Below are 18,826 nucleotides of genomic sequence, written 5' to 3'. Positions count from 1 at the left end.
GCGCGAAGGGAAACGGTTGTGAGGCGGGCACGCACCTGGCTGCCCGGACTCCTCCTCGTCGCGCCGTCGATCGTGGCGATCGGCGTGTTCGTGTACGGCATGCTGGGCTGGAACTTCCGCCTGGCCATGACCGACCAGCACGATGAGGTGTCCGAGGGCACGTTCGTGGGGCTGAAGAACTTCATCGACATCTGGGACCAGGCGCGCTGGCGCCTCTCCGTGAACCACGCGATCGTGTTCACGATCACGTTCGTGGTGGGGGCGCTGGTGCTGGGCTGGTTCCTGGCGTTCCTCATGGAGAAGGGGATCTGGGGGGAGGGCACGTTCCGGGCGATCTACCTGTTCCCGATGGCCGTGTCGTTCGTCGCGACCGGCATCGTGTGGCGGTGGCTGATGAACTCGGGGACGGGTGAGCGGGCGGTCGGCCTGAATCGGCTGTTCGACGCGATCGGGCTGCCGCAGTGGCAGTGGTTCAGGGATCCGGACTGGGGGATGGCCGCGATGGCGCTCCCCGCGATCTGGCAGATGTCCGGATATGTCATGGCGTTGTTCCTGGCGGGGTTCCGTGGCGTGCCCGAGGAGCTGCGCGAGGCCGCGCGGGTGGACGGAGCCGGCGAGTGGGGCGTCTACCGGCACGTGGTGCTGCCCATGCTCAGGCCGGTCACCCTGTCGGCGCTGATCATCCTGGGACACATCTCGCTCAAGGTCTTCGATCTCATCGTGGCGGTGTCCGGCAAGCAGATCATCACCGACGTGCCCGCCGTGTTCATGTGGGTGGCGGTCTACGACTCGCACGACCCGGCCAAGGGGGCCACGATCGCGTCGTACATCGTGCTCAGCGTGGCGGTGTTCGTGATCCCGTACCTGATCTGGTCGGTGCGCAAGGAGCGCAGGCCATGACGGCCGTCGCCGGCGGGCGCCGGAGCAGGTTCGGGGTGGTGCGGTTCTGCCTGCTGCTCGCCCTGGTGGTCGTCGTCCTCGTCCCGATCTACGTGCTGCTGGCCACCAGCTTCAAGCCGCTCACCGAGGCCGACCCCGGCCAGGCATGGAACCTGCCGAGGACATGGACCACCGAGGCGTGGCGGGTGGCCTGGGAGAAGCTGGCCCCCGGCCTGTGGAACAGCGTGCTGCTGGCCGTCCCCGGCTCGCTGCTGTCGTGCGCGTTCGGGTCGATGAACGGCTACGTGCTGTCCAAATGGCGCTTCCCCGGCGCGGACGTGCTGTTCACCCTGTTCCTGTTCGGCATGTTCATCCCCTATCAGGGCGTGATGATCCCGCTGGTCAAGCTCATGGTCTGGCTGAACGAGCAGACCGGGCTGCAGGGCGTCTTCTACGGCGGCATCCCGGGCCTGGTGCTCGCGCACGTCGTGTACGGCATCCCCATCTGCACGCTGATCTTCCGGAACTACTACGTCACGATCCCCGACGAGCTGATCGAGGCCTCGCGGGTGGACGGCGCGGGGATGCTGCGCGCGTACTGGTCGGTCGTGCTTCCGGTGTCGTGGCCCGCGATCGCGGTGGTGATCATCTGGCAGTTCACCTCGCTGTGGAACGACTTCCTGTTCGCGGTCTTCATCACCGGGCCGCAGAGCTGGCCGACCACCGTCATGCTCAACAACATCGCCGGGGCCCAGGCCACCCCCTACAGCCAGCAGATGGCCGCCGCCGTCCTGGCCTCCGTCCCGACGATGCTGATCTACGTGCTGCTCGGCCGGTTCTTCATGCGCGGCCTGATGGCGGGGGCGCTGAAGGGGTAGAGCCTGCCTCACGGTGCTGATCGACGCGGCACCCCGCCTTCTGTGCCGGCCGCACGGTGACTGAGTGTCGCGTCAGGTCCGAGCGGGCCCCTGCGACTCAGGCTTGGGCTCTGGTCCCATCCCGGTGAAGAGGGCCTCGATCAAGCGGTCGACGTACTCGTGCGTCAGCGGCTTCTGGGTGATCAGGGCCCGGAAGTACAGCGGGCCCGACAGGATGTCCATCGCCAGGTCCAGGTCGAAGCCGGGCGACAGTTGCCCTTGGTCGCGGGCCGCCTTCAGCCGGCCGAGGGTCTTCTCCGCCTGCGGGGTGATGAAGTGGTCGTTGAGCGCCGCGGCGACCTCGGGGGAGAGCAGGGCCTCGCCGATCAGGGCCCGATACAGGGGGCCCACGGGTGGCTGGTCCAGCAGGTCGATGGCCGCGTGGATCTGCCGGCGCAGGTCGGCGACGGCGTCGCCGGTGTCGGGGTAGTCCAGATCGGACTTGTTCAGCGACAGGAGCGAGTCGAGGAACAGGGCGCCCTTGGACGACCAGCGGCGGTAGATCGTGTGCTTCCCGACGCCGGCGCGGGCGGCGACTGCTTCGATGCTGAGCTTGGCGTAGCCGATCTCCTCCCCCAGTTCCAGCGTGGTCCGCATGATGGCCTCGGTCCGGTCGGTGGCACGGCTGCCGCGCTTGTCGGTCACCCCACCACGGTAATGGAACGGCACGTGCCGTGTTGACAGTGCGGATCATCCCCGTCATGCTCCATTAGCGGCACGGCACGTGCCGTTCAGGATGAGGAGGGGTCCTGTGGGATCGTCCGGCCCGGACACGGCGCTTCGGCTCGCCGCTCTGACCAAGACCTTCGGCCGCGAACTGGTGGTCGACCACATCGATCTGGAGGTGCCGCGCGGGTCCTTCTACGGCCTGGTCGGCCCCAACGGGGCAGGCAAGACGACGTCGTTGTCGATGGCGGTGGGGCTGCTGCGTCCCGACGGCGGACGGGCCGAGGTCTTCAGCCTCGACGTGTGGGCCGACCCCGCGCGAGCCAAGGAACTGATCGGCGTGCTGCCCGACGGACTGTCCATGCCCGAGCGGCTGACCGGCCGGGAGCTGTTGCGCTTCACCGGCCTGCTGCGCGGCATGGACCTCCAGGAGGTCGAGCGGCGGGCGGGCGAACTGCTGGAGATCCTGGAGCTGGACAGGGCCGAGCGTACCTTGGTGATGGAGTATTCGACCGGCATGCGCAAGAAGATCGGTCTTGCCGCGGCACTCCTGCACGCGCCGAGGCTGCTGGTGCTGGACGAGCCGCTGGAGGCCGTCGACCCCGTCTCGGCCGCCACCATCAAAGTGATCCTGCGGCGGTTCGTGCACGGCGGCGGCTCGGTGGTGTTCTCCAGTCATGTGATGGCCGTGGTCGAGCAGTTGTGCGACCACGTGGCGGTGATCGCCTCCGGCCGGGTCGTGGCCTCGGGCCCGCTGGGAGCCGTGCGGGCGGGCCGGAGCCTGGAGGAGCGGTTCGTGAGCCTGGTCGCCGGCCAGATCCCCGAGGTGGGTGAGCTGGCGTGGCTGTCCTCCTGATCCGGATGAAGCTGGCCGTGCTGGGGCACTCCATGACCGGCCGGCGGGCCGCCCAGATGATCACCGGCGCGCTGACCGGGTCGGCCCTCGCGGGGGGTCTGATCGTGCTCGCGGGGCAGGACTACCCGCTCGCGTCGCTGCCGTTCGACCTGCTGGGGGTGGGGTTCGCCGTGTGGACGGCGGGCTGGCTGCTGGGCCCGGCGCTGTTCGGCGGCGGCGATGAGACGCTGCGTCCCGAGCATTTCTCGTTGTTGTCGTTCACGCCGCGTCGCCTGGCGGCCGGGCTGGCGGGGGCCGCGTTCGTCGGCGTCGCACCTCTGGTCACGCTCGTGGCCTTCTCCGCGCTCGTGGTGGTGGCCGTCAAGGCCGGGCTCGGTGCGGCGGCCACGGCGGTCGGCGCGCTCGCCGTCGTCCTCCAGCTGATGGTGTGCGTGCTCGCCTCCCGGCTGGTCACCGCGGTGCTCGGCCAGGTCATGCGGTCCAAGGCGGGTGCGGCGTCGGCCGCTCTCGTCAGCGCCGTCATCTTGGCCGGCCTGCATTCGAGCTGGGTGCTCTCGCCCCTGGTGCAGGCCGCCCTGCGCACCGGGTTCTCCGCGCCCTTCTCCGCCTGGGTCGCGGCGCTGCCCTCCGGCTGGGGTCTGGTGGCCGTGCGGGCGGCCGGGCAGGGACAGTGGCCGACGGTGGCCGCCGCCCTGGCGGGGCTGGCCGCGCTCGGCGCGGTGTGCTGGTATGGCTGGGCCGCCTTGCTGAAGCGGCGGCTGACCACCCGGCGTGCGAGCGGCCGCCCGGTCCGGGTGGCTTCCGGCGGTTGGGCCAAGGGGCCGGTGACGGCGGTCGCCGCCCGGGAGTTGCGCACCTGGTCCCGGGACCTGCTGCGCTTTCACTACCTGGTCTTCGCCCTGGGTTACGCCCTGGCGTTCTGCCTGCTGCCGCTGGCCGCCGGCGCGACGATCTTCCTGCCCTGGACCGGAGCGGTCTTCGCCCTGTGGGTCGCGGCCATCTCCGCCAACCTCTATGGCGAGGACGGCACCGAGCTGTGGGGCAAGATGATGGTCCCCGGCGCCGCGCGCCACGACGTGCGCGGCCGTCAGCTTGCCTGGCTGCTGGTCACCGCGCCGCCGACGCTCGTCCTGACCGCCGTTCTGGTCGTCCTCACCGGCGAATTCGGTCTGTGGCCCTGGCTGGCGGCGCTCGTGCCAGCGCTGCTGGGCGGCGGCGCGGGCGTGACCGTGCTGGTGTCGGTGCTGCGACCGGTGCCCATGACCGACCCGCACCGCCGAGGCGGCAACCTGGTGGAGAACGGCACCGACTTCGCCCAGGTGCTGCTGGTGCTGATCCTCACCGCGGCGACCGCCGCCCCCGCCTGTTTCGCGGTCCGGCTGGGGCCGGTCTGGGCGGGACCGGTCATTGGGCTGGGCGGCGGCGCCGCGACGGCTTGGCTGCTGGGGCGGCTCGCCGCGACCAGACTCGAAGCGAGCGCGCCCGAGCTGCTCCTGCACCTGCGCACCGGCGTCTCGCCCAGGCGGAGGCGACCGGCCCCCGCCCTGGACCGGAGGCAGCCGCACCTGCCCAAGCCCGACCTCGACCTGGACAGGCTCGGTCTGGACAAGCTCGGACTCGACCTGGCCCCGGCGGGCCGGCGCGCGTACGTCATCGCGAGCCTCACCCTGTCCTGGGTGCCCCTGGTGGCCCAGGGCGTCGTGCCCGCACTCATGCTGACCACCGGCCAGGTCACCCGATCGTGGTTCCTGGCCCTGCACCTGCCGCAGCCTCTCCAATGGCCCACCGTCATCGCCATGATCGCCCTCGGGCTCGTCCTGCTGACCACCGGGCTGGGCATCGGGCTCCACTACCTGGCCAAGTCCCGGCGAGGCGGCGGCCCGTGACGGCCTTTCTCAGCACCCAGAGCTGCCAGGCCCGCTACGCCAGCGATCGGCCGACCAGCGCGTCACCGAGCGGCGTACGTGCGTAAAGGACGGAACGGCCCGTGCGGGTGCCCACGACGAGACCCGTCCGGCGCAGGGCGGCGAGGTGGCCTCCGGTGGCGCCGAGGCTCTGGCCGAGCAGGGCGGCGAGGTGCGTGGTCGTCGCGGGCACGGCCAGCTCGGTGAGGACGCGCGCCCGGGTGCGCCCGATCAGCAGCGCCAGGTCGCCGTCCGGCACGCCGACCCCCGCGCCGGTGCCGCGCGCCGGGTAGACCAGCGCGTTGGGCCAGGACTCCTCCAGGTACGCCCCCACCGAACGGGAGAAGGCCGTCGGCAGGAACAGCAGGCCCTTGCCGCCCAGCACGTGCAGGCCGTGCAGCGTGTGCAGGCGCACCTCGATGTGCCCGTCCTGGCGCCAGCGCACCTGGTCGCTGAGGTCGTCGAGCGCGGCGGCCCAGCCGTAGGCGGCCAGGCGTCCGGCGCGCTGGATCACGTCGCGTTCCAGGATCGTGTGGAAGCGCGGCCAGCTCACCGAGACGATCTCCCGCCACAGGGCCTCGTACGCGTCCGCCAGCACCTGGACCACCCGTGGCGAGAACAGCACGTCCCGGAGCTGCTCCGGCAGCGGCGGAAGTCCCGCCAGCACCTTGGTGACCTCCTCGTGGGCCTGGGCCACCGGGGTCCGGCGCATCGAGGCCAGCTCGGTCTCGAACGGCACGCTCATCCCGGCCGGGGGCGGCGCGATGAAGTCGACGTTCGCGTCGCCCTTGTTGCCGCTGACCGCCGCGAGCGCGCGCAGCGCCGGATGCCGTCGCACCAGGTCGAGGTACGGGCCACGCCACCGTTCCACCCACCGGCGGTGCATGCCCGGCTCGTTCCTGCCGTCGAGCGTCCAGTGGGCGTGCATGGTCTCGATCAGCGGCGAGATCGCGAACCGGCTGGCCACCAGGTCCTGCGGGGACACCTGGATCTTCAGTGCCATCTTTCGGTTATATCCGAAACTGTGGCCCTGCCGGGACCGGTTCAGCAGCATCGGGGGTGTGAGAGCGGCGACGTACGGCGACGTGTTCGCCGTCAAGGAGTTCCGGGTGTTGTTCGGCAGCTTCGCGCTGCTCGTCACCGGGGACTCGATCAAGATGCTGGCCCTGTCCGTGCTGGTGTACGCGCGTACCGGGTCGCCGGGGTTGTCGGCGGCGGCGTACATGGCGGGGTGGCTGCCGTACATCGTGGGCGGGATGTTCCTGCTGTCGCTGGCCGACCGGCTGCGGCCCCGGGCGCTGATGGTGACCGGAGAGCTGGTCAGGGCGGCGGTGTGCCTGCTGCTCGCCTACGCCGGGCTGCCGGTGTGGGCGATGCTGGCGCTGGTGCTGGTCAGCGGGCTGTTCTCGCCGGTCTTCGGCGCGGCCAGGTCGGCGGCGCTGCCGGACGTGCTGCCGGGGGACGCGTTCGTGCTCGGGCGGTCGGTGCTCGGGGTCGCCTCGGCGGCCTCGCAGGTCGGCGGGCTCGCGGCCGGGGGCGCCTTCCTCGCCTTCGCCGGGGCGCCCGGCGCGCTGGCCGCCACCGCCGCGCTGGCGGTGGCCGGCGCGGTGGTGCTCCGCCTCGGCCTGCCCGACCGGCCGGCCCGGACCGCCTCGGGAAGGGGCGGGACGGGGGCCGTGCGGCAGACGTTGCGCATGAACCGGTCGCTGCTGGCCGATCCCCGGGTGCGCGGGCTGCTGCTGGCCGGATGGGTGCCGACGATGTTCCTGGCCGGGGCGGAGGCGATGATCGTGCCGTACCTGGGCGGTCAGGGGCGGGCGGGCGTGGTGCTCGCGGCGGCGGCGGCCGGGATGGCGGTGGGGGAGTTCGCCGTGGGCCGGTTCGCCGCGCCGCCGCTGCGGGAGCGGCTGTCGGCGCCGCTCGCGGTGCTGCTCGGGGTGCCGTGGCTGGCGTTCGCGCTGGGGCCGGGCATCGGGTGGGCCGCGGTGCTGGCCGCGTGCGCGGCGGCGGGGCTGGCGTACCAGCTCGGGTTGCAGCGGCGGTTCGTGGACGCGGTGCCCGAGGAGGGGCGCGGGCAGGCGTTCGGGCTGCAGTCGGCGGGGCTGATGACGGGCCAGGCGGCCGGTGCGGCGCTGGTCGGCGTTTTGGGCGAGTCGATCGGGCCGGGGCCCGCGATCGTGGTGGCGGGGGCGGCGGGCGTCCTGGGGGCGCTGGCCCTGCTCGGGGCCCTGCGCCCGCCGCACCCGGCCTCGCCGCACCCGGCCTCGCCGGCCGGTCACGTCGCGTCGTCCGGTGAGGCTGCGTCGTCCGGTTCCGCCACGTCTGGTGGGGTTACGTCGCCGGGAGTTCGCCGGAACCGCGTGGGATGAGACGTACGGGCAGTTCGACGTGCTCCGGCGGCCCGCCGTCACCGCGCAGGCGGCGGAACAGCAGCTCGGCCGCCACCCGGCCCATCCACGCCGGATCCTGCGCCACCACGCTCACCCCCGGCCGCAGCAGGTCGGCCAGCTCGAAGTCGTCGAACCCCACCAGCGCGAGCCGCCGCCCCTCCAGGACCCGCAGCGCGGTCACGGTGAGCCGCCCGTTCCCGGTGAACAGCGCGGTCGGCGGCGCGTCGAGGGCGAGCATGCGCCGCAGGTCGGCCCGTACGTCGTCCGGGGACGGCGTGCGCATCGCCACCAGCCGCGGGTCGAACAGCCCGCCGAGCGCCCGCCGGTAGCCCGCCAGCCGCTCGGCCGCCGTGTAGATCGCCGGATCGTCCCCCAGGAACGCGATCCTGTGGTGCCCGTACGTGAGCAGGTGCCGTACGGCCTGCTCGGCCCCGCCCGCGTTGTCGGCGAGCACGGTGTCCACGTCGATCCCGGGCTCGGGCGGCCGGTCGGCGAACACCACGGGCGTACCGGTCTCCAGCTCACCCCGCAGGTACGCGTGGTCGTCACCCGCCGGGACGACGATCAGCCCGTCCACCCTGCGCGCGCAGAACGTCTGGACCAGCTCGCGCTCCCGGCCCGGCTCCTCGCCCGACGACCCGCTGAGCAGCAGGCAGCCGTGGTCGATGACGACGTCCTCGACGGCCCTGCTGAGACCGGCGTAGAAGGGGTCGGCGACGTCCTCGATGACCAGCCCGATCGTGGCGGTCATGCCGGTGCGCAGCCCCCGGGCGCTCTCGTTGCGGCTGTAGCCCAGCCGGTCGATGGCCGCCCGCACCCGCTCGGCGGTCGCCGGATGGACGCCGGGTTCGTCGTTGACGACGCGCGAGACGGTCTTGAGCGCCACGCCCGCCGCCGACGCGACGTCCTTCATCGTCGGTCTCACGCATGGATCATGTCCTACTCCACCCAGGCGGACAACGCTGTCAGACGCCTGTGCCAGAGTAGGTGCCCTATGCCGTTGAGACACGCCTTGCTGGTGGCCGGGTTCGTGCTGGCCGCGCTCAACCTGCGGCCCGCCATCGCCGGCCTGTCGCCGCTCCTCGACGAGATCATGAAGGACCTGGGGCTGTCGCCGTCGGCCGGCGGCGCGATCACCACTGTCATGGTGGTCTGCCTGGGCGTGTTCGGCCCGCTCGCGCCGCTGCTCGCGCGGCGCATCGGCCTGGACAGGACGCTGCTGGCCGGCCTGCTCGTGGTCGCGGCGGGCGAGATGCTGCGCGGGCTCGACGGCGTTCCCATGCTCTACCTGGGCTCCGCGCTGGCCGCCACCGCCATCGCCGTCATGAACGTCTCCATGCCCGGCATCGTGAAGCAGCACTTCCCGACCCGGGTCAACCTGCTCACCGGCGTCTACGTCTCGGCCGTGGTCGCCGGCGCGGCCGGGGCCTCGGCCCTGGTGATCCCGCTGGAGCGGGCCACCGGCTTCGACTGGCGCGGCGTCTCGGCGCTGCTCGCCGTGCCCGCGCTGGTCGCGGCCCTGCTCTGGCTGCCGCAGGCGGTCCGGGGGAGGGTGGCCGAGCAGGGCGGCCCGAGACCGTTCGGCGCCATCCTGCGCAGCCGGGTCACCTGGTACGTGACCGCCCTCATGGGCCTGCAGTCGCTCACCTTCTACGTCATGCTGGCCTGGCTGCCGACGATCTTCCTCGACGCCGGCCTGCCCGCCGACCAGGCCGGCTACCTGCTCAGCCTGACGAACCTGGTCCAGGTCGCCACCTCGCTCGCGGTGCCGGTGCTGGCCGGCCGCCGGGCCTCGCAGGTGCCGTACGTGGTGGGCGCGGGCGTGCTGACCGTGTTCGGCTACCTCGGCGTGCTGCTGGCCCCGGCCACCGTGCCGTGGTTGTGGATGATCGTGCTCGGCGTCGGCCAGGGGGCCTCGTTCGCGCTGGCGCTGCTGATCATCGCGCTGCGCCCGGCCGATCCCGCCGGCGTGACCGCGCTGTCGGCCGTGTCCCAGTCGGTGGGGTACCTGGTGGCCGCGCTGGGCCCGCTGCTGTTCGGCTACCTCAGGGAGCTCTCGGGCGGTTGGACCCTGCCGCTGACGGTCGGCCTGGGCGTCCTCGGAGCGCAGCTGGTGGCTGGATGGCTGGCCGGACGCCCTGCTACCTTAGGTAAGGCTAACCTGTAGAAGGGATTCGCAGCGTGCTGACCGAGGCTCTCCAGCGCCTGGCCGACGGCCGGGGCGGCGTCATCGGGGTCGAGCCCGGCCTCGTGATCGACCCCGACGAGAGCTGGACGGCCGCCGCCGATCTCGCGCGGGAGCCGTACACGCTGCTGGAAGAGCTGGTCGCGCAGACGGCGGCGCGCTGGAACGCGCCGAGGCACGTCGGCGCGGCGCTGTTCTGGAAGACCTTCGGCTACTGGCACAGCCTGCCCATGGCGCTCGGCTGGGCCCTCGACGGCCGCGTCCCGGTCATGCGGCTGGCCGACACCTACTTCAAGGTCTCCGACGCCGGCGTGACCATCGCCGCCAGCCGGGTGACCTGGGGCACGGGCGTCGAGCCCATCCGCGAGTCGCTGGCCGAGGCGCAGCAGCCGCTGGTCAAGGCCATCAGCGTGCTCGCCAAGGTCGGCGAGCGCACGCTGTGGGGCTCGACCGCCGAGGCGTTCGCCCATCCGCTGGTCACCATCGTCGAGGGCGACTACATGGCCCTGCTCGCCGAGATCGGCAGGCCGGTCGACGGGCTGGTCGAGCCCGCCGACGACGGCTACTTCCGCAGGACGTGCTGCCTGTGGATCACCCTGCCCGACGTCGAGGCGTGCGGGAGCTGCTGCGTGCTCAGGCCACCGCGACAGGCTCGTCCATAGGACGCAGCTCGTCGGCGTAGCTCACCGAGACGCGGCGCATGACACCGCTGTCGTCGATCGAGTACTGGCCGAGCCGCCACAACGGCGGCGAGTAGGCGTGGATCGAGACGCTCTCGCCCTCCGCGCCGCCGAGCCGGTGGATGTGGTCGGGCCCGAACGAGAACGACTGCCCGGCGGGCACCACGGTCTCCAGGTGCTCGCCGCCGATGCGCGGGTTGCTCTCCTGCAACGCCCCCTGCACGACGTGCACCGCGCCCGAGGAGATGTCGTGGTCGTGCCAGCCCGTGTCGTCCTCGGGACGCCAGCACAGCACCCAGACGTCCACGTAGGCGTCCCGGTACAGGGAGGCGTAGTGCCGTCCGCCGTCGGTCGGGAAGTCGACCATCTCGCGCCACTCCTGCGGGTTGGCGGCCAGTTCGTCGACCAGGTCGCGCAGCTCACGCCGGTCGAGCGCGCGCTCCGGCAGCCCGGCACACACGCCGCCGCCCTGGATCTGGATGTCACTCACGTACGAGTCTCCTTTCTGTATCTCATGGCCTCACTCCGTGAGGCGGCCTAGTGCTCATGGCCTCACTCCGTGAGGCGGCTCGGTCGCCGGAATGCCGGCGCCTTCCCCCGCTCTGGTCGCTTCGCTCCCGCCGCTCCTCCAGGCGCCGGCGCTCCCTCGCGGGTTCAACTGCCTCACTGCGTGAGGCGGCTCGGTCGCCCGCAGGCCGGCGCTCCCTCGCGGGTTCAACCGCCCCACTGCGTGGGGTGGGGTTGACGGCCAGGTGCCGGTGCTTGCTCGCGGGGGTCATGGGGTCGGGAGGGAGAGGAGGCGGCGGGGGTTGGTGGAGCGGATGGCGTGGAGGGCGGCGGCGCCGAGGCCGGGGTCGGGGGCGGTGGCGTACGGGGCGTCGGAGCCGTTGACGACGACGTCGATGCCCAGCTCGCGGACGATCGCGTCGATGGCACGCGGCCCGTATGAGGACGTCTCCACGTAGAAGCCGGGGTCGACCAGGCCGCGCCCGGTGCCGCCCCGGGCGATGAGCCGCTCGGAGTGCAGCGGCGCCAGGCCCGCCAGCAGCGCGAAGCACACCCGCAGCCGAGGATGCCGGGGCCTGACCACGGCGTGGAAGTGGTGCCAGGACGCGTGCATCTGCTGCACGTACGGCACCAGCGCCGGCCACCACGACGGCGCCCCCGGCGACGGCGGCACGGCGGCCGGGCCGGGATGCACGAACAGCGGCAGATCCCGCTCGGTGAGCACGTCGAGCAGCCGGTCGTCCGGTACGGCGGTGGCCGGGATCTGCAACCCGACCGCCCCCCGGTCGAGGTCCTTGGCCAGCCGCTCAGGATCGGGCTCGCTGTGACAGGTCGCCGCCCACACCCCGAACGGCCGGCCCAGCGCGAGCGCGCCCTCGTGGTAGGCGTCGATCAGCGGCCAGGCTTCCTCCGGCGGCAGGAACTCCACGCCCAGCGGGCTCGACATCGACACCAGCGCCAGGTCGAGCCCGCTCGTGTCCCGGTGCTCGTGGTCGGCCGGATCGACCTTGTACGGCGGCTCGCCGTCGAGGAGCAGCGTCCAGCCGTCGAGCCGGGGAGGGGCGGTGCGAGCGCGCAGCGCCGCGACGAACGAGTCCGTCCACAGATGCTGATGCACGTCGATGCTCACGATCACACCTCCCTCTATTTCCTACTGAGATTACAGGTAAACGAACTGTACTGCGAAATCAAACCTGTGAACCGTTTCAGTGATACGGTTCAGTGAACCGCTTCACTGTCCTATTTGTCAACGCTTCGCACGTCGAGACCGGACCAAGAAGAAGGACGCGAGCCCGAGCGGGAACCCGGCTTCTGTCGGTGGCAGGCAATAGGCTGGCTGGATGCCGCGGAAGAGAGCGACGATTAGGGAAGTGGCCCGCGCGACCGGTCTGTCTCCGGCGGCCGTCTCCTATGCGCTGCGCGGCATGCAGGTCTCGGAGGAGACGATGGAGCGCGTCCGCGCCGCCGCCGCCGAGCTCGGCTACGAGGCCGACCCCATCGCCAGGGCCCTGGCCAGCGGTCGCACGGGCATGATCGGCCTGCTCTGCGGCTCGCTCGAAGACCTGTGGCAGCAGTCGCTGGCGGTCGGCATCAGCAGGGGCCTGCGGGAGAAAGACCGCTATGCCCTGATCCTCGACGCGGTCGGCGACCCCGAGCGTGAGCGCGTGCTCGCCCAGCAGCTCCGCGACCAGCGCGTCGACGGCTTGATCGTGCAGCCGGTCGATCCGGCCGCGCCGTTCTGGGCCGAGCTGTGCGAGTCGCTGCCCGTCGTCGCGATCGGCGACGCGCTGGCGGGCACGGCGGGCGAGGTCGTCTTCGACAACCGCCGGGGCGTCACGCTGGCCCTCGAACATCTGGCCGGGCTCGGTCACCGCCGGGTCGCCGTGCTCACGCCCACCCAGGCCAGCACGCCCGACCGTCCGGCCGACGTGCACGTCCTGGCCGAGGCCGACCGCCTGGGGCTCGACATCGAGGTCGTCTCGGCCCCCCACGACCTGGCGGCGGCCACGTCGGCGGCCCACGAGATCCTCTCCACGTCCAGGCCGGGGGCGGTCTTCTGCTTCGCCGACTCCATCGCCTACGGCGTCTACGCCGCGGCCAAGGAGCTTGGCCTGTCCATCCCCGGCGACGTGTCGGTCATGGGCTACGACGACCATCCCATGTCAGGGCTGCTCACCCCGGGCCTGACCACCGTCGACTGGGACATCGACGGCATCGTCAGGGCCGCGGTGCGTCTCATCGCGGCCGCGGCCGACGGCGGCACCCGGCGCCGCCGCGTCGTCCAGGAGCCGACGCTCAGGGAGCGTGGCTCGGTCGCGCAAGCGCCGCCCGCGCCTCGTCCAGCTCGTCGGTGAGCCGGCCGTCGGGCCGCGCCCCCTTGCGGGCCCGTACGGCGGCGGCGCGCTCGCAGGCCAGCACGATCTCCAGCGGTTCGAGGCAGCGCAGCGCGTGGCGGGCGGCCTGGGTGGCGAAACCGGCGTGGTCCTCGGTGCCCAGCGAGATCACCGCGGTCCCGGTCGTCACGGGGGCCGCGAGGTGGCGCAGCTCGGCCAGGGCGTCCTGGGCCACGTACTCCAGGATCATGAGGCCGGAGGCGCCCGGCCGGTCGGCCAGGAACGGGAGCTGCCCGGTGTAGGCGGGGTTCATGAGGGTGGCCAGGCGGGCGGTGCTGAGCTGGGCGGTATGGGCCAAGGCAGCCCGCAGCGCGTCGAGTGCCAGGGCCACCGGGGCCGAGTGGAAGTTGCCGTTGTGCCAGGCCAGGGTGCCGGTGACGAGCGGGTTCTCGGTGGCGGCGTTCAGGTCGGTCTCGACGGTCGCGGTGGCACGCTCCAACGCGTCCACGGCCGCGCCGTGCACCTGCGCGAAGGCGCGGTAGCCGTACGGGTCCTGGACGCGGGGGGCCGGTTCGTGGGCGAGCAGGCCGCGCAGGCGTCCGGCCACGCGCGACTGGCCCGCGTGCGGCCTGGCCTCCTGGACGGGGGCGGCCAGGGGCTCGGCGGAGGCGTCCACGGCGGTGAAGGACAGCGCGGCCACCTCCACGGCGGCCTCCAGCAGCTCGCCCAGGCGATGGCAGGCCAGGGCGGCGTCGGCCAGCGTGGCCGCGCCCGAGCTGATGAAGGGCAGCGCGTCGCCGGAGGCGAGCGCGAAGCGCGGCCCGGCCGCCTCCTCGCCCGCCCGCCGCCAGGGCACCTCGCCCAGCAGGCACAGGGCCGTGGTGGCGAGCGCGGTCAGGTCGCCGGTGCCGATCGCGCCGTACGTGCGGACCGGCGGCGTGAACCCCCCGGCGACCGCGTCGGCCAGGACGGGCAGCACGGCCGGGTCGATGCCCGAACCGCCCGCCATGAGCTGGTTGAGCCGCACGACGAGCATCGCCCGCGCACGTTCGGCCTCCACCAGGGGGCCCGCTCCGCAGGCGTGGCTGCGCAGCAGGTCGAGACCGGGGGAGTCGAGCCGGACGTCCCGGTTGGCGCCCACGCCCGTGCTGCGGCCGTAGACCGGGCCGGTCAGCCCCTGGGCGGTGGCCCACGAGGCCCGGGCCCGATCGAGGGAGCCGATCGTGACCCGGGCCCGGCCGTGGGCGGCTTCGTGTACCTGGGCGCAGGTCAGGTCCGCGCCGTTGAGCTGCATGGGGAGGGGGTCAGTCGTTGTCGGGGATGAACAGGCCGAGCAGCCAGCTGACGACGCTGATGATGATCGCGCCCCAGAAGGCGGCGGGGTAGAAGTTGTCGACGTGGAAGGGGATGTCGAACTGACCGGCGATCCAGCTCGTCAGCAGCAGCATGGCCGCGTTGATGACGAGGAGGAACAACCCCAGGGTCAGCACGATGACCGCGCAGCCCAGTGCCTTGACGATCGGCTTCACGATGGCGTTGACGACGCCGAAGATCAGGGCCACGAGGAGCAGGACGCCCCAGTACTTGGCCGAGTTCTCGGGGGCGGTGATCTTGATGCCGTCGAGGAACTGGATGGCGACCCAGAGGGCGGCGGCCGCGGCCACGGTTCTGATGATGAATCTCACGCTGGTTGATCCTCCCACTTCGCGATCGCCGGCGCGATAGACGGACGGAGGGACGTCGATCGATCACTGTCGGTAGTGGCGGTTACCTGTGACTCCTGTCGGGAAAGGGAGCGAGATGGACGCTAATGGTCTTGATTCGTTGCCCGCGGCGGAGTTGCACGACCGAGCGGTGCGGTACGCCGTACGCCATGGGGATCTGGGCTTCCTGTGGAACCTGCTCAAGGTGATCCCCGCCGCCGAGGCCGCCAGTGGTCACGAGAGTGAGACCGCCAACGACCTCAGCCGGGTCTCCGCGCTGCTCAGCGACGCGCTGGCGGCGGGCGAGGGTGAACTGGGCGAGGCGTTGCGCCCGATCTACCTGGAGTATCTGCGGGATCATCCCGACGCCTGAGCCGTGCTCAGCCGGCCAGGCGCGCCCCCGCGTCGATCCCGGAGATGCCCGGCGTGCTGACCTCCTGCCCGTCCCGCAGAACGATCATGGTGTCGTACGCGCCCGCCTCGGCCAGGTCGGCCGCGAAGCGCGGGGCCAGGGTGGGGCCCATGGCGTACATGGCGGTGGCGTAGGCGTCGGCCACGCCGAGGTCGGGGCCGATCACGGTGACCGAGCCCAGCGTCTGCTGGCGCTCCCCGGTGCGCGGGTCCACCACGGCCGCGCCGCCCGAGGTGGCGATGCCGAGGTCGTGGGCGAACAGCGCCTTCCTGACGACGTCGGTGCGCGGGTCGCGGATGCCGACGCGCCAGGCCTTGCCCGGGGCGGCCGAGCCGCGCACCCTGATGTCGCCGCCCGCGTTGATGCGGTGGTCCCCGGCGCCGGCGTTGCACAGCGCCCGCGACAGGCGTTCGAGGGCCCAGCCCTTGATGTAGCCGGAGGGGTCGATCACGCCGTTGATCCGGTGCTCGAACCAGCCGCCGGTCGCCTCGCTCAGCTCCTCGCAGCGGTGCAGCACCTCGACGAGCTCGGGGATCTGCCTGATGGTCAGGCCCTGGTTGAGCCGCCAGATCTGGCTGTCCTCCTTGGCCGGGCTGAAGGTGTCGGCCACCCAGCGCAACCAGGAGAAGGCGTCGTCGAGCAGGGGGGTGAGCTCTCTGGCCGGCAGAGCCGTGCGGATGTCCACACTGACGGGCATGCCCATGACCGTGTCGACACGGGCGCTTCCGGGGAAAATCGTCACCTGGCCTCCTTGTCCGCAGACCACGCTCTCACGTCGGCCGTAACGTGGGGCTAAACCTTTTGCTCCGGTTTGAAATGAACCTGTGATCTGGGGATCGCAAGGCGTGACAACGCGCCGCCGACGTACCGGGTGAACGGGCGCGGGCCCTCGACGACCACCTCGCGCTCGGCGATGTCGGGGATCTGGCGGCTGAGGCCGGAGGCGCTGATGCGCTCCTTGGCCCTCGGGTCGTGCTCGGTGCCGGTGACGAGGATGAGGCCGTACCTGGCCTCCAGGTCGCGCAGCTCGCTGCTGGCGCGCTCGGTCCGGTACACGGCCACGATGTTCGGCGTGCTGTCGGGCCCGGCGCCGGGTCCTGTGGCGAGGGCCAGCCGGGCGCGTAGGGTCTCCGCGTCCATGCCGGACGCGATCAGCACCTTGCCCCTGGTCTCGGGGGTCACCGTGTGGCTGCGTACCGCCATGACGGCCGCCATCGCGTACAGCAGGAGCGACCCAAGACGGCTGGGCGCCGTCACGTACGCGGTGGAGCTGAACTCGTGGGCCACCAGCAGCGCGCCGGCGAGGTAGCCGCCGAGCCGCAGCCGCTGCCTGGCCTGTTCCGTCCGGAGCAGGTCGGCGGCCTTGACGATGGCGAAGCCGAGCGCGACGAGCAGCGCCGCGGCGGCGTACGCGGTGGGCCGCCAGGGGTAGCCGAACCCCGGCTGGATCGCGCCGAACTCGGCGACCGCGACCCCGCACCAGAAGAGGATGGGACCGTGACTCGCATTCACCTCACTAGCCATGCCTATGACGATGCTGAAGGAACATGAGAGCTTTCTGAGTAAGGTCTGAAACATGGCTAACGTGCGTGTTGAGCGGACAGAAGACGGCGGTTTCCGGGCCACGAACGCCCGTGGCGCCGAGGTGAGGATCGGCGGCGGCGACGAGGAGGGCGTGTTCACCCCGGTGGAGCTGCTGCTCGCGGCGGTGGGCGGATGCAACATCGTCACCGTCGAGCCGCTCACGGCCAAGCGCGGGCACCGGCTGGTGCGCCTGGCCATGACGGTGGAGTCGGAGAAGGTCGAGCCGAACAAGCTCGGGCCGGTGACGGTCACCTACGACGTGGAGCTGCCCTCGGAGGAGGCCGACGAGGTGTTCAGGGCGGTCGCCGGGCGGGTGCACGACAAGTACTGCACGGTGAGCAGATCGTTGCAGGACGGTACAGAGGTTCGATTGGAGCTTCCCTAGTCGGATTAAACGCTTATTCGACCCCGTTATGACGCGACCGTTGCATTCGTCTCGGTAGCGTTGTAGCAGGTCGAGAGGCCACAACAGACCTTCACCGATGCGGACGCGGAGGGGGACCGCGGTCCGCGAGTGCGGGACCGCCGACGTTTTTGGGGGAAGACGTCGGCCTGGACCGCCACCGATCGAGGCCGGGCAGATTTGGGGGAAACTGCCCGGCCTCGATCCATGCCCACCCCCTGCCACTCCCCGCCGCTCCGCCTTTGGCTCACAGGTGGCGGGGCATGCGTATTGTCCTGTGGTGTGAAGAAAGTTCTCATCGACTGCGACCCCGGCATCGACGACGCGCTCGCCCTGGCCCTCGCGGCCGGCTCTCCCGATCTCGAAGTGGTGGGCGTCACCACCGTGGGCGGCAACGTCGACCTGGAGCTGACCACCGCCAACGCGCTGGCGCTCAGGGAGTTCCTCGACCTCGGTGACGTGCCGGTCACGCCCGGCAGCGCGGGCGCCCTGCTGCACCGCACGGTCCGCGCCGGCCACGTCCACGGCGCCACCGGCCTGGGGGACGTCGTCCTGCCCGCCCCCGTACGCCCCCTGTCTGACGGCCACGCGGTGGACTTCATCGTGGACGCCCTGCGTGCCGCCCCCGGCGAGATCACGCTGGTCGCGGTGGGCCCGCTGACCAACATCGCCCTCGCCGTACGCCGCGAGCCCCGCGTCGTCGAGTGGGCCCGCGAGCTGGTGATCATGGGCGGCTCGTACACGCGGGGGAACCACAACCCGGCGGCCGAGTTCAACATGCTGGCCGACCCCGAGGCCGCGGCGATCGTCTTCGAGGCCGGCTGGCAGGTACGGCAGCTCGGCCTCGACGTGACCCTGTCCGCCCTGGTCACCACGGACGTGCTCGACCGCATGCGCCCGCTCGGCCGGCTGTCGGAGCTGCTGGTGCCCGCCGCGCAGTTCTACGGCGTGGTGACGGCCGAGGGCGGCCCGGCGATCCACGACGCCTGCGCGGTGGCGTACGTGCTGGACCCGTCGTTGTTCACCTGCGTGCCGGCCGTGGTGAACGTGGAGACCGTCGGGACGTACACACGGGGGATGACCGTCACCGACTTCGACCTGCGCGGACGGCAGGCGAACGCGCTGGTGGCGACGTCCGTGGACGTGAAGGGGTTCTGGGACCTGGTGCTGGGGGCGTACGGGAGGCTGGGGGAGCGGCTCGGCTGATGTGCGGGCACCGTCCGGCGGCTGATACAGTTAACCCTGTTGCGCCGCTAGCTCAGTTGGTTAGAGCAGCTGACTCTTAATCAGCGGGTCCGGGGTTCGAGTCCCTGGCGGCGCACCCTAGAGAAACCCCAGGTCACTGTGTTGACCTGGGGTTTCTGCTTTCCCGGAACCCTTTGGACGCCCCCGAGCCGCTCGGCGTCA

At 71.8% G+C, this 18,826-nt stretch carries 20 protein-coding genes and 1 tRNA gene; 12 read left to right on the top strand and 9 right to left on the bottom strand.

What is annotated here, in order from left to right:
- Positions 1-18 precede the first annotated feature (18 nt).
- Both ACIA8R_RS10175 and ACIA8R_RS10170 read left to right on the top strand, forming a co-directional pair.
- Positions 19-900 carry a sugar ABC transporter permease gene (locus ACIA8R_RS10175; protein WP_364084929.1) on the top strand — a complete coding sequence of 294 codons (882 nt, stop codon included), beginning with the start codon at positions 19-21 and terminating at the stop codon, positions 898-900.
- Complete coding sequence (locus ACIA8R_RS10170; protein WP_397037732.1) at positions 897-1,757, top strand: carbohydrate ABC transporter permease; 861 nt, start codon at positions 897-899, stop codon at positions 1,755-1,757. Before ACIA8R_RS10175 ends, ACIA8R_RS10170 begins: the two co-directional genes overlap by 4 nt.
- Positions 1,758-1,829: 72 nt before the next feature.
- Here ACIA8R_RS10170 and ACIA8R_RS10165 read toward each other — a convergent pair whose 3' ends face one another.
- The gene (locus ACIA8R_RS10165; RefSeq protein WP_364084925.1) at positions 1,830-2,441 is read right to left on the bottom strand and encodes a TetR/AcrR family transcriptional regulator; all 612 of its coding nucleotides are present in this window, start codon (positions 2,439-2,441) and stop codon (positions 1,830-1,832) included.
- 106 nt (positions 2,442-2,547) lie between these two features.
- Here ACIA8R_RS10165 and ACIA8R_RS10160 point away from each other — a divergent pair, with 106 nt between their 5' ends.
- The gene (locus ACIA8R_RS10160) at positions 2,548-3,318 is read left to right on the top strand and encodes an ABC transporter ATP-binding protein (RefSeq protein ID WP_397037730.1); all 771 of its coding nucleotides are present in this window, start codon (positions 2,548-2,550) and stop codon (positions 3,316-3,318) included.
- Positions 3,303-5,204 (top strand): hypothetical protein, encoded by a 1,902-nt coding sequence (locus tag ACIA8R_RS10155; RefSeq protein ID WP_397037728.1) that lies wholly within the window; start codon positions 3,303-3,305, stop codon positions 5,202-5,204. The genes ACIA8R_RS10160 and ACIA8R_RS10155 overlap by 16 nt, the downstream gene beginning before the upstream one ends.
- A gap of 34 nt (positions 5,205-5,238) precedes the next feature.
- Here ACIA8R_RS10155 and ACIA8R_RS10150 read toward each other — a convergent pair whose 3' ends face one another.
- Positions 5,239-6,225, bottom strand: coding sequence for an ArsR family transcriptional regulator (locus ACIA8R_RS10150; RefSeq protein WP_397037726.1), 987 nt, complete (start codon positions 6,223-6,225; stop codon positions 5,239-5,241).
- A 58-nt stretch (positions 6,226-6,283) separates the two neighbouring features.
- Here ACIA8R_RS10150 and ACIA8R_RS10145 point away from each other — a divergent pair, with 58 nt between their 5' ends.
- A complete protein-coding gene (locus ACIA8R_RS10145) occupies positions 6,284-7,591 on the top strand; it encodes an MFS transporter (RefSeq protein WP_397037724.1) in 1,308 nt (435 codons plus the stop codon).
- Here the strand turns inward: ACIA8R_RS10145 and ACIA8R_RS10140 are convergent.
- Positions 7,554-8,537, bottom strand: a complete 984-nt coding sequence (locus ACIA8R_RS10140; protein ID WP_397037722.1) for a LacI family DNA-binding transcriptional regulator — start codon at positions 8,535-8,537, stop codon at positions 7,554-7,556. The genes ACIA8R_RS10145 and ACIA8R_RS10140 overlap by 38 nt on opposite strands.
- Before the next feature lie 75 nt (positions 8,538-8,612).
- Here ACIA8R_RS10140 and ACIA8R_RS10135 point away from each other — a divergent pair, with 75 nt between their 5' ends.
- Both ACIA8R_RS10135 and ACIA8R_RS10130 read left to right on the top strand, forming a co-directional pair.
- Positions 8,613-9,779 (top strand): MFS transporter, encoded by a 1,167-nt coding sequence (locus ACIA8R_RS10135; protein WP_364084913.1) that lies wholly within the window; start codon positions 8,613-8,615, stop codon positions 9,777-9,779.
- 14 nt (positions 9,780-9,793) lie between these two features.
- On the top strand, positions 9,794-10,459 hold the full coding sequence (locus tag ACIA8R_RS10130) for a hypothetical protein (RefSeq protein WP_397037720.1): 666 nt from the start codon (positions 9,794-9,796) through the stop codon (positions 10,457-10,459).
- Here the strand turns inward: ACIA8R_RS10130 and ACIA8R_RS10125 are convergent.
- Positions 10,431-10,967: a cysteine dioxygenase family protein gene (locus tag ACIA8R_RS10125; protein ID WP_357698964.1), complete on the bottom strand. Its 537-nt coding sequence runs from the start codon at positions 10,965-10,967 to the stop codon at positions 10,431-10,433. The two genes, ACIA8R_RS10130 and ACIA8R_RS10125, sit on opposite strands and share 29 nt — an antisense overlap.
- Before the next feature lie 285 nt (positions 10,968-11,252).
- Complete coding sequence (locus ACIA8R_RS10120) at positions 11,253-12,113, bottom strand: amidohydrolase family protein (protein WP_397037718.1); 861 nt, start codon at positions 12,111-12,113, stop codon at positions 11,253-11,255.
- 241 nt (positions 12,114-12,354) lie between these two features.
- Between ACIA8R_RS10120 and ACIA8R_RS10115 the strand changes: the two genes are divergently transcribed.
- A complete protein-coding gene (locus ACIA8R_RS10115; protein WP_397037716.1) occupies positions 12,355-13,338 on the top strand; it encodes a LacI family DNA-binding transcriptional regulator in 984 nt (327 codons plus the stop codon).
- Here ACIA8R_RS10115 and ACIA8R_RS10110 read toward each other — a convergent pair.
- Both ACIA8R_RS10110 and ACIA8R_RS10105 read right to left on the bottom strand, forming a co-directional pair.
- Positions 13,280-14,611, bottom strand: a complete 1,332-nt coding sequence (locus tag ACIA8R_RS10110) for an aromatic amino acid ammonia-lyase (protein WP_397037714.1) — start codon at positions 14,609-14,611, stop codon at positions 13,280-13,282. The genes ACIA8R_RS10115 and ACIA8R_RS10110 overlap by 59 nt on opposite strands.
- Positions 14,612-14,621: 10 nt before the next feature.
- Positions 14,622-15,002, bottom strand: a complete 381-nt coding sequence (locus ACIA8R_RS10105) for a phage holin family protein (protein ID WP_357698972.1) — start codon at positions 15,000-15,002, stop codon at positions 14,622-14,624.
- Between the two features lie 115 nt (positions 15,003-15,117).
- On the opposite strand from ACIA8R_RS10105, the gene ACIA8R_RS10100 reads away from it, so the two are divergent.
- The gene (locus tag ACIA8R_RS10100) at positions 15,118-15,393 is read left to right on the top strand and encodes a hypothetical protein (RefSeq protein WP_352319467.1); all 276 of its coding nucleotides are present in this window, start codon (positions 15,118-15,120) and stop codon (positions 15,391-15,393) included.
- 7 nt (positions 15,394-15,400) lie between these two features.
- Here ACIA8R_RS10100 and ACIA8R_RS10095 read toward each other — a convergent pair whose 3' ends face one another.
- Both ACIA8R_RS10095 and ACIA8R_RS10090 read right to left on the bottom strand, forming a co-directional pair.
- A complete protein-coding gene (locus ACIA8R_RS10095; protein WP_357698974.1) occupies positions 15,401-16,174 on the bottom strand; it encodes an FAD:protein FMN transferase in 774 nt (257 codons plus the stop codon).
- A gap of 50 nt (positions 16,175-16,224) precedes the next feature.
- Complete coding sequence (locus ACIA8R_RS10090; RefSeq protein WP_364084898.1) at positions 16,225-16,956, bottom strand: hypothetical protein; 732 nt, start codon at positions 16,954-16,956, stop codon at positions 16,225-16,227.
- Between the two features lie 52 nt (positions 16,957-17,008).
- On the opposite strand from ACIA8R_RS10090, the gene ACIA8R_RS10085 reads away from it, so the two are divergent.
- The 3 genes from ACIA8R_RS10085 to ACIA8R_RS10075 all read left to right on the top strand — a co-directional run bounded on the left by ACIA8R_RS10085 (position 17,009) and on the right by ACIA8R_RS10075 (position 18,740).
- Positions 17,009-17,401, top strand: a complete 393-nt coding sequence (locus ACIA8R_RS10085) for an OsmC family protein (RefSeq protein WP_357698978.1) — start codon at positions 17,009-17,011, stop codon at positions 17,399-17,401.
- A gap of 300 nt (positions 17,402-17,701) precedes the next feature.
- Positions 17,702-18,625 (top strand): nucleoside hydrolase, encoded by a 924-nt coding sequence (locus ACIA8R_RS10080; RefSeq protein ID WP_357698980.1) that lies wholly within the window; start codon positions 17,702-17,704, stop codon positions 18,623-18,625.
- A gap of 41 nt (positions 18,626-18,666) precedes the next feature.
- Positions 18,667-18,740: transfer RNA gene (locus ACIA8R_RS10075), tRNA-Lys, on the top strand.
- Positions 18,741-18,826 lie beyond the last annotated feature (86 nt).

Source organism: Nonomuraea sp. NPDC051191 (assembly GCF_044455665.1).
In the GTDB taxonomy this organism is placed as follows: Bacteria; Actinomycetota; Actinomycetes; order Streptosporangiales; family Streptosporangiaceae; genus Nonomuraea.
Note: the sequence above shows the minus strand (reverse complement) of the source record. Positions and strands in the feature narration are given on the sequence as shown.

Bases quoted from the DNA above. Each gene is read 5' to 3' on its own strand.
- ACIA8R_RS10085 (WP_357698978.1), top strand. From the start codon at position 17,009: ATGGCTAACGTGCGTGTTGAGCGGACAGAAGACGGCGGTTTCCGGGCC.
- ACIA8R_RS10100 (WP_352319467.1), top strand. From the start codon at position 15,118: ATGGACGCTAATGGTCTTGATTCGTTGCCCGCGGCGGAGTTGCACGAC.
- ACIA8R_RS10150 (WP_397037726.1), bottom strand. From the start codon at position 6,225: ATGGCACTGAAGATCCAGGTGTCCCCGCAGGACCTGGTGGCCAGCCGG.
- ACIA8R_RS10090 (WP_364084898.1), bottom strand. From the start codon at position 16,956: ATGGCTAGTGAGGTGAATGCGAGTCACGGTCCCATCCTCTTCTGGTGC.
- ACIA8R_RS10110 (WP_397037714.1), bottom strand. From the start codon at position 14,611: ATGCAGCTCAACGGCGCGGACCTGACCTGCGCCCAGGTACACGAAGCC.
- ACIA8R_RS10170 (WP_397037732.1), top strand. From the start codon at position 897: ATGACGGCCGTCGCCGGCGGGCGCCGGAGCAGGTTCGGGGTGGTGCGG.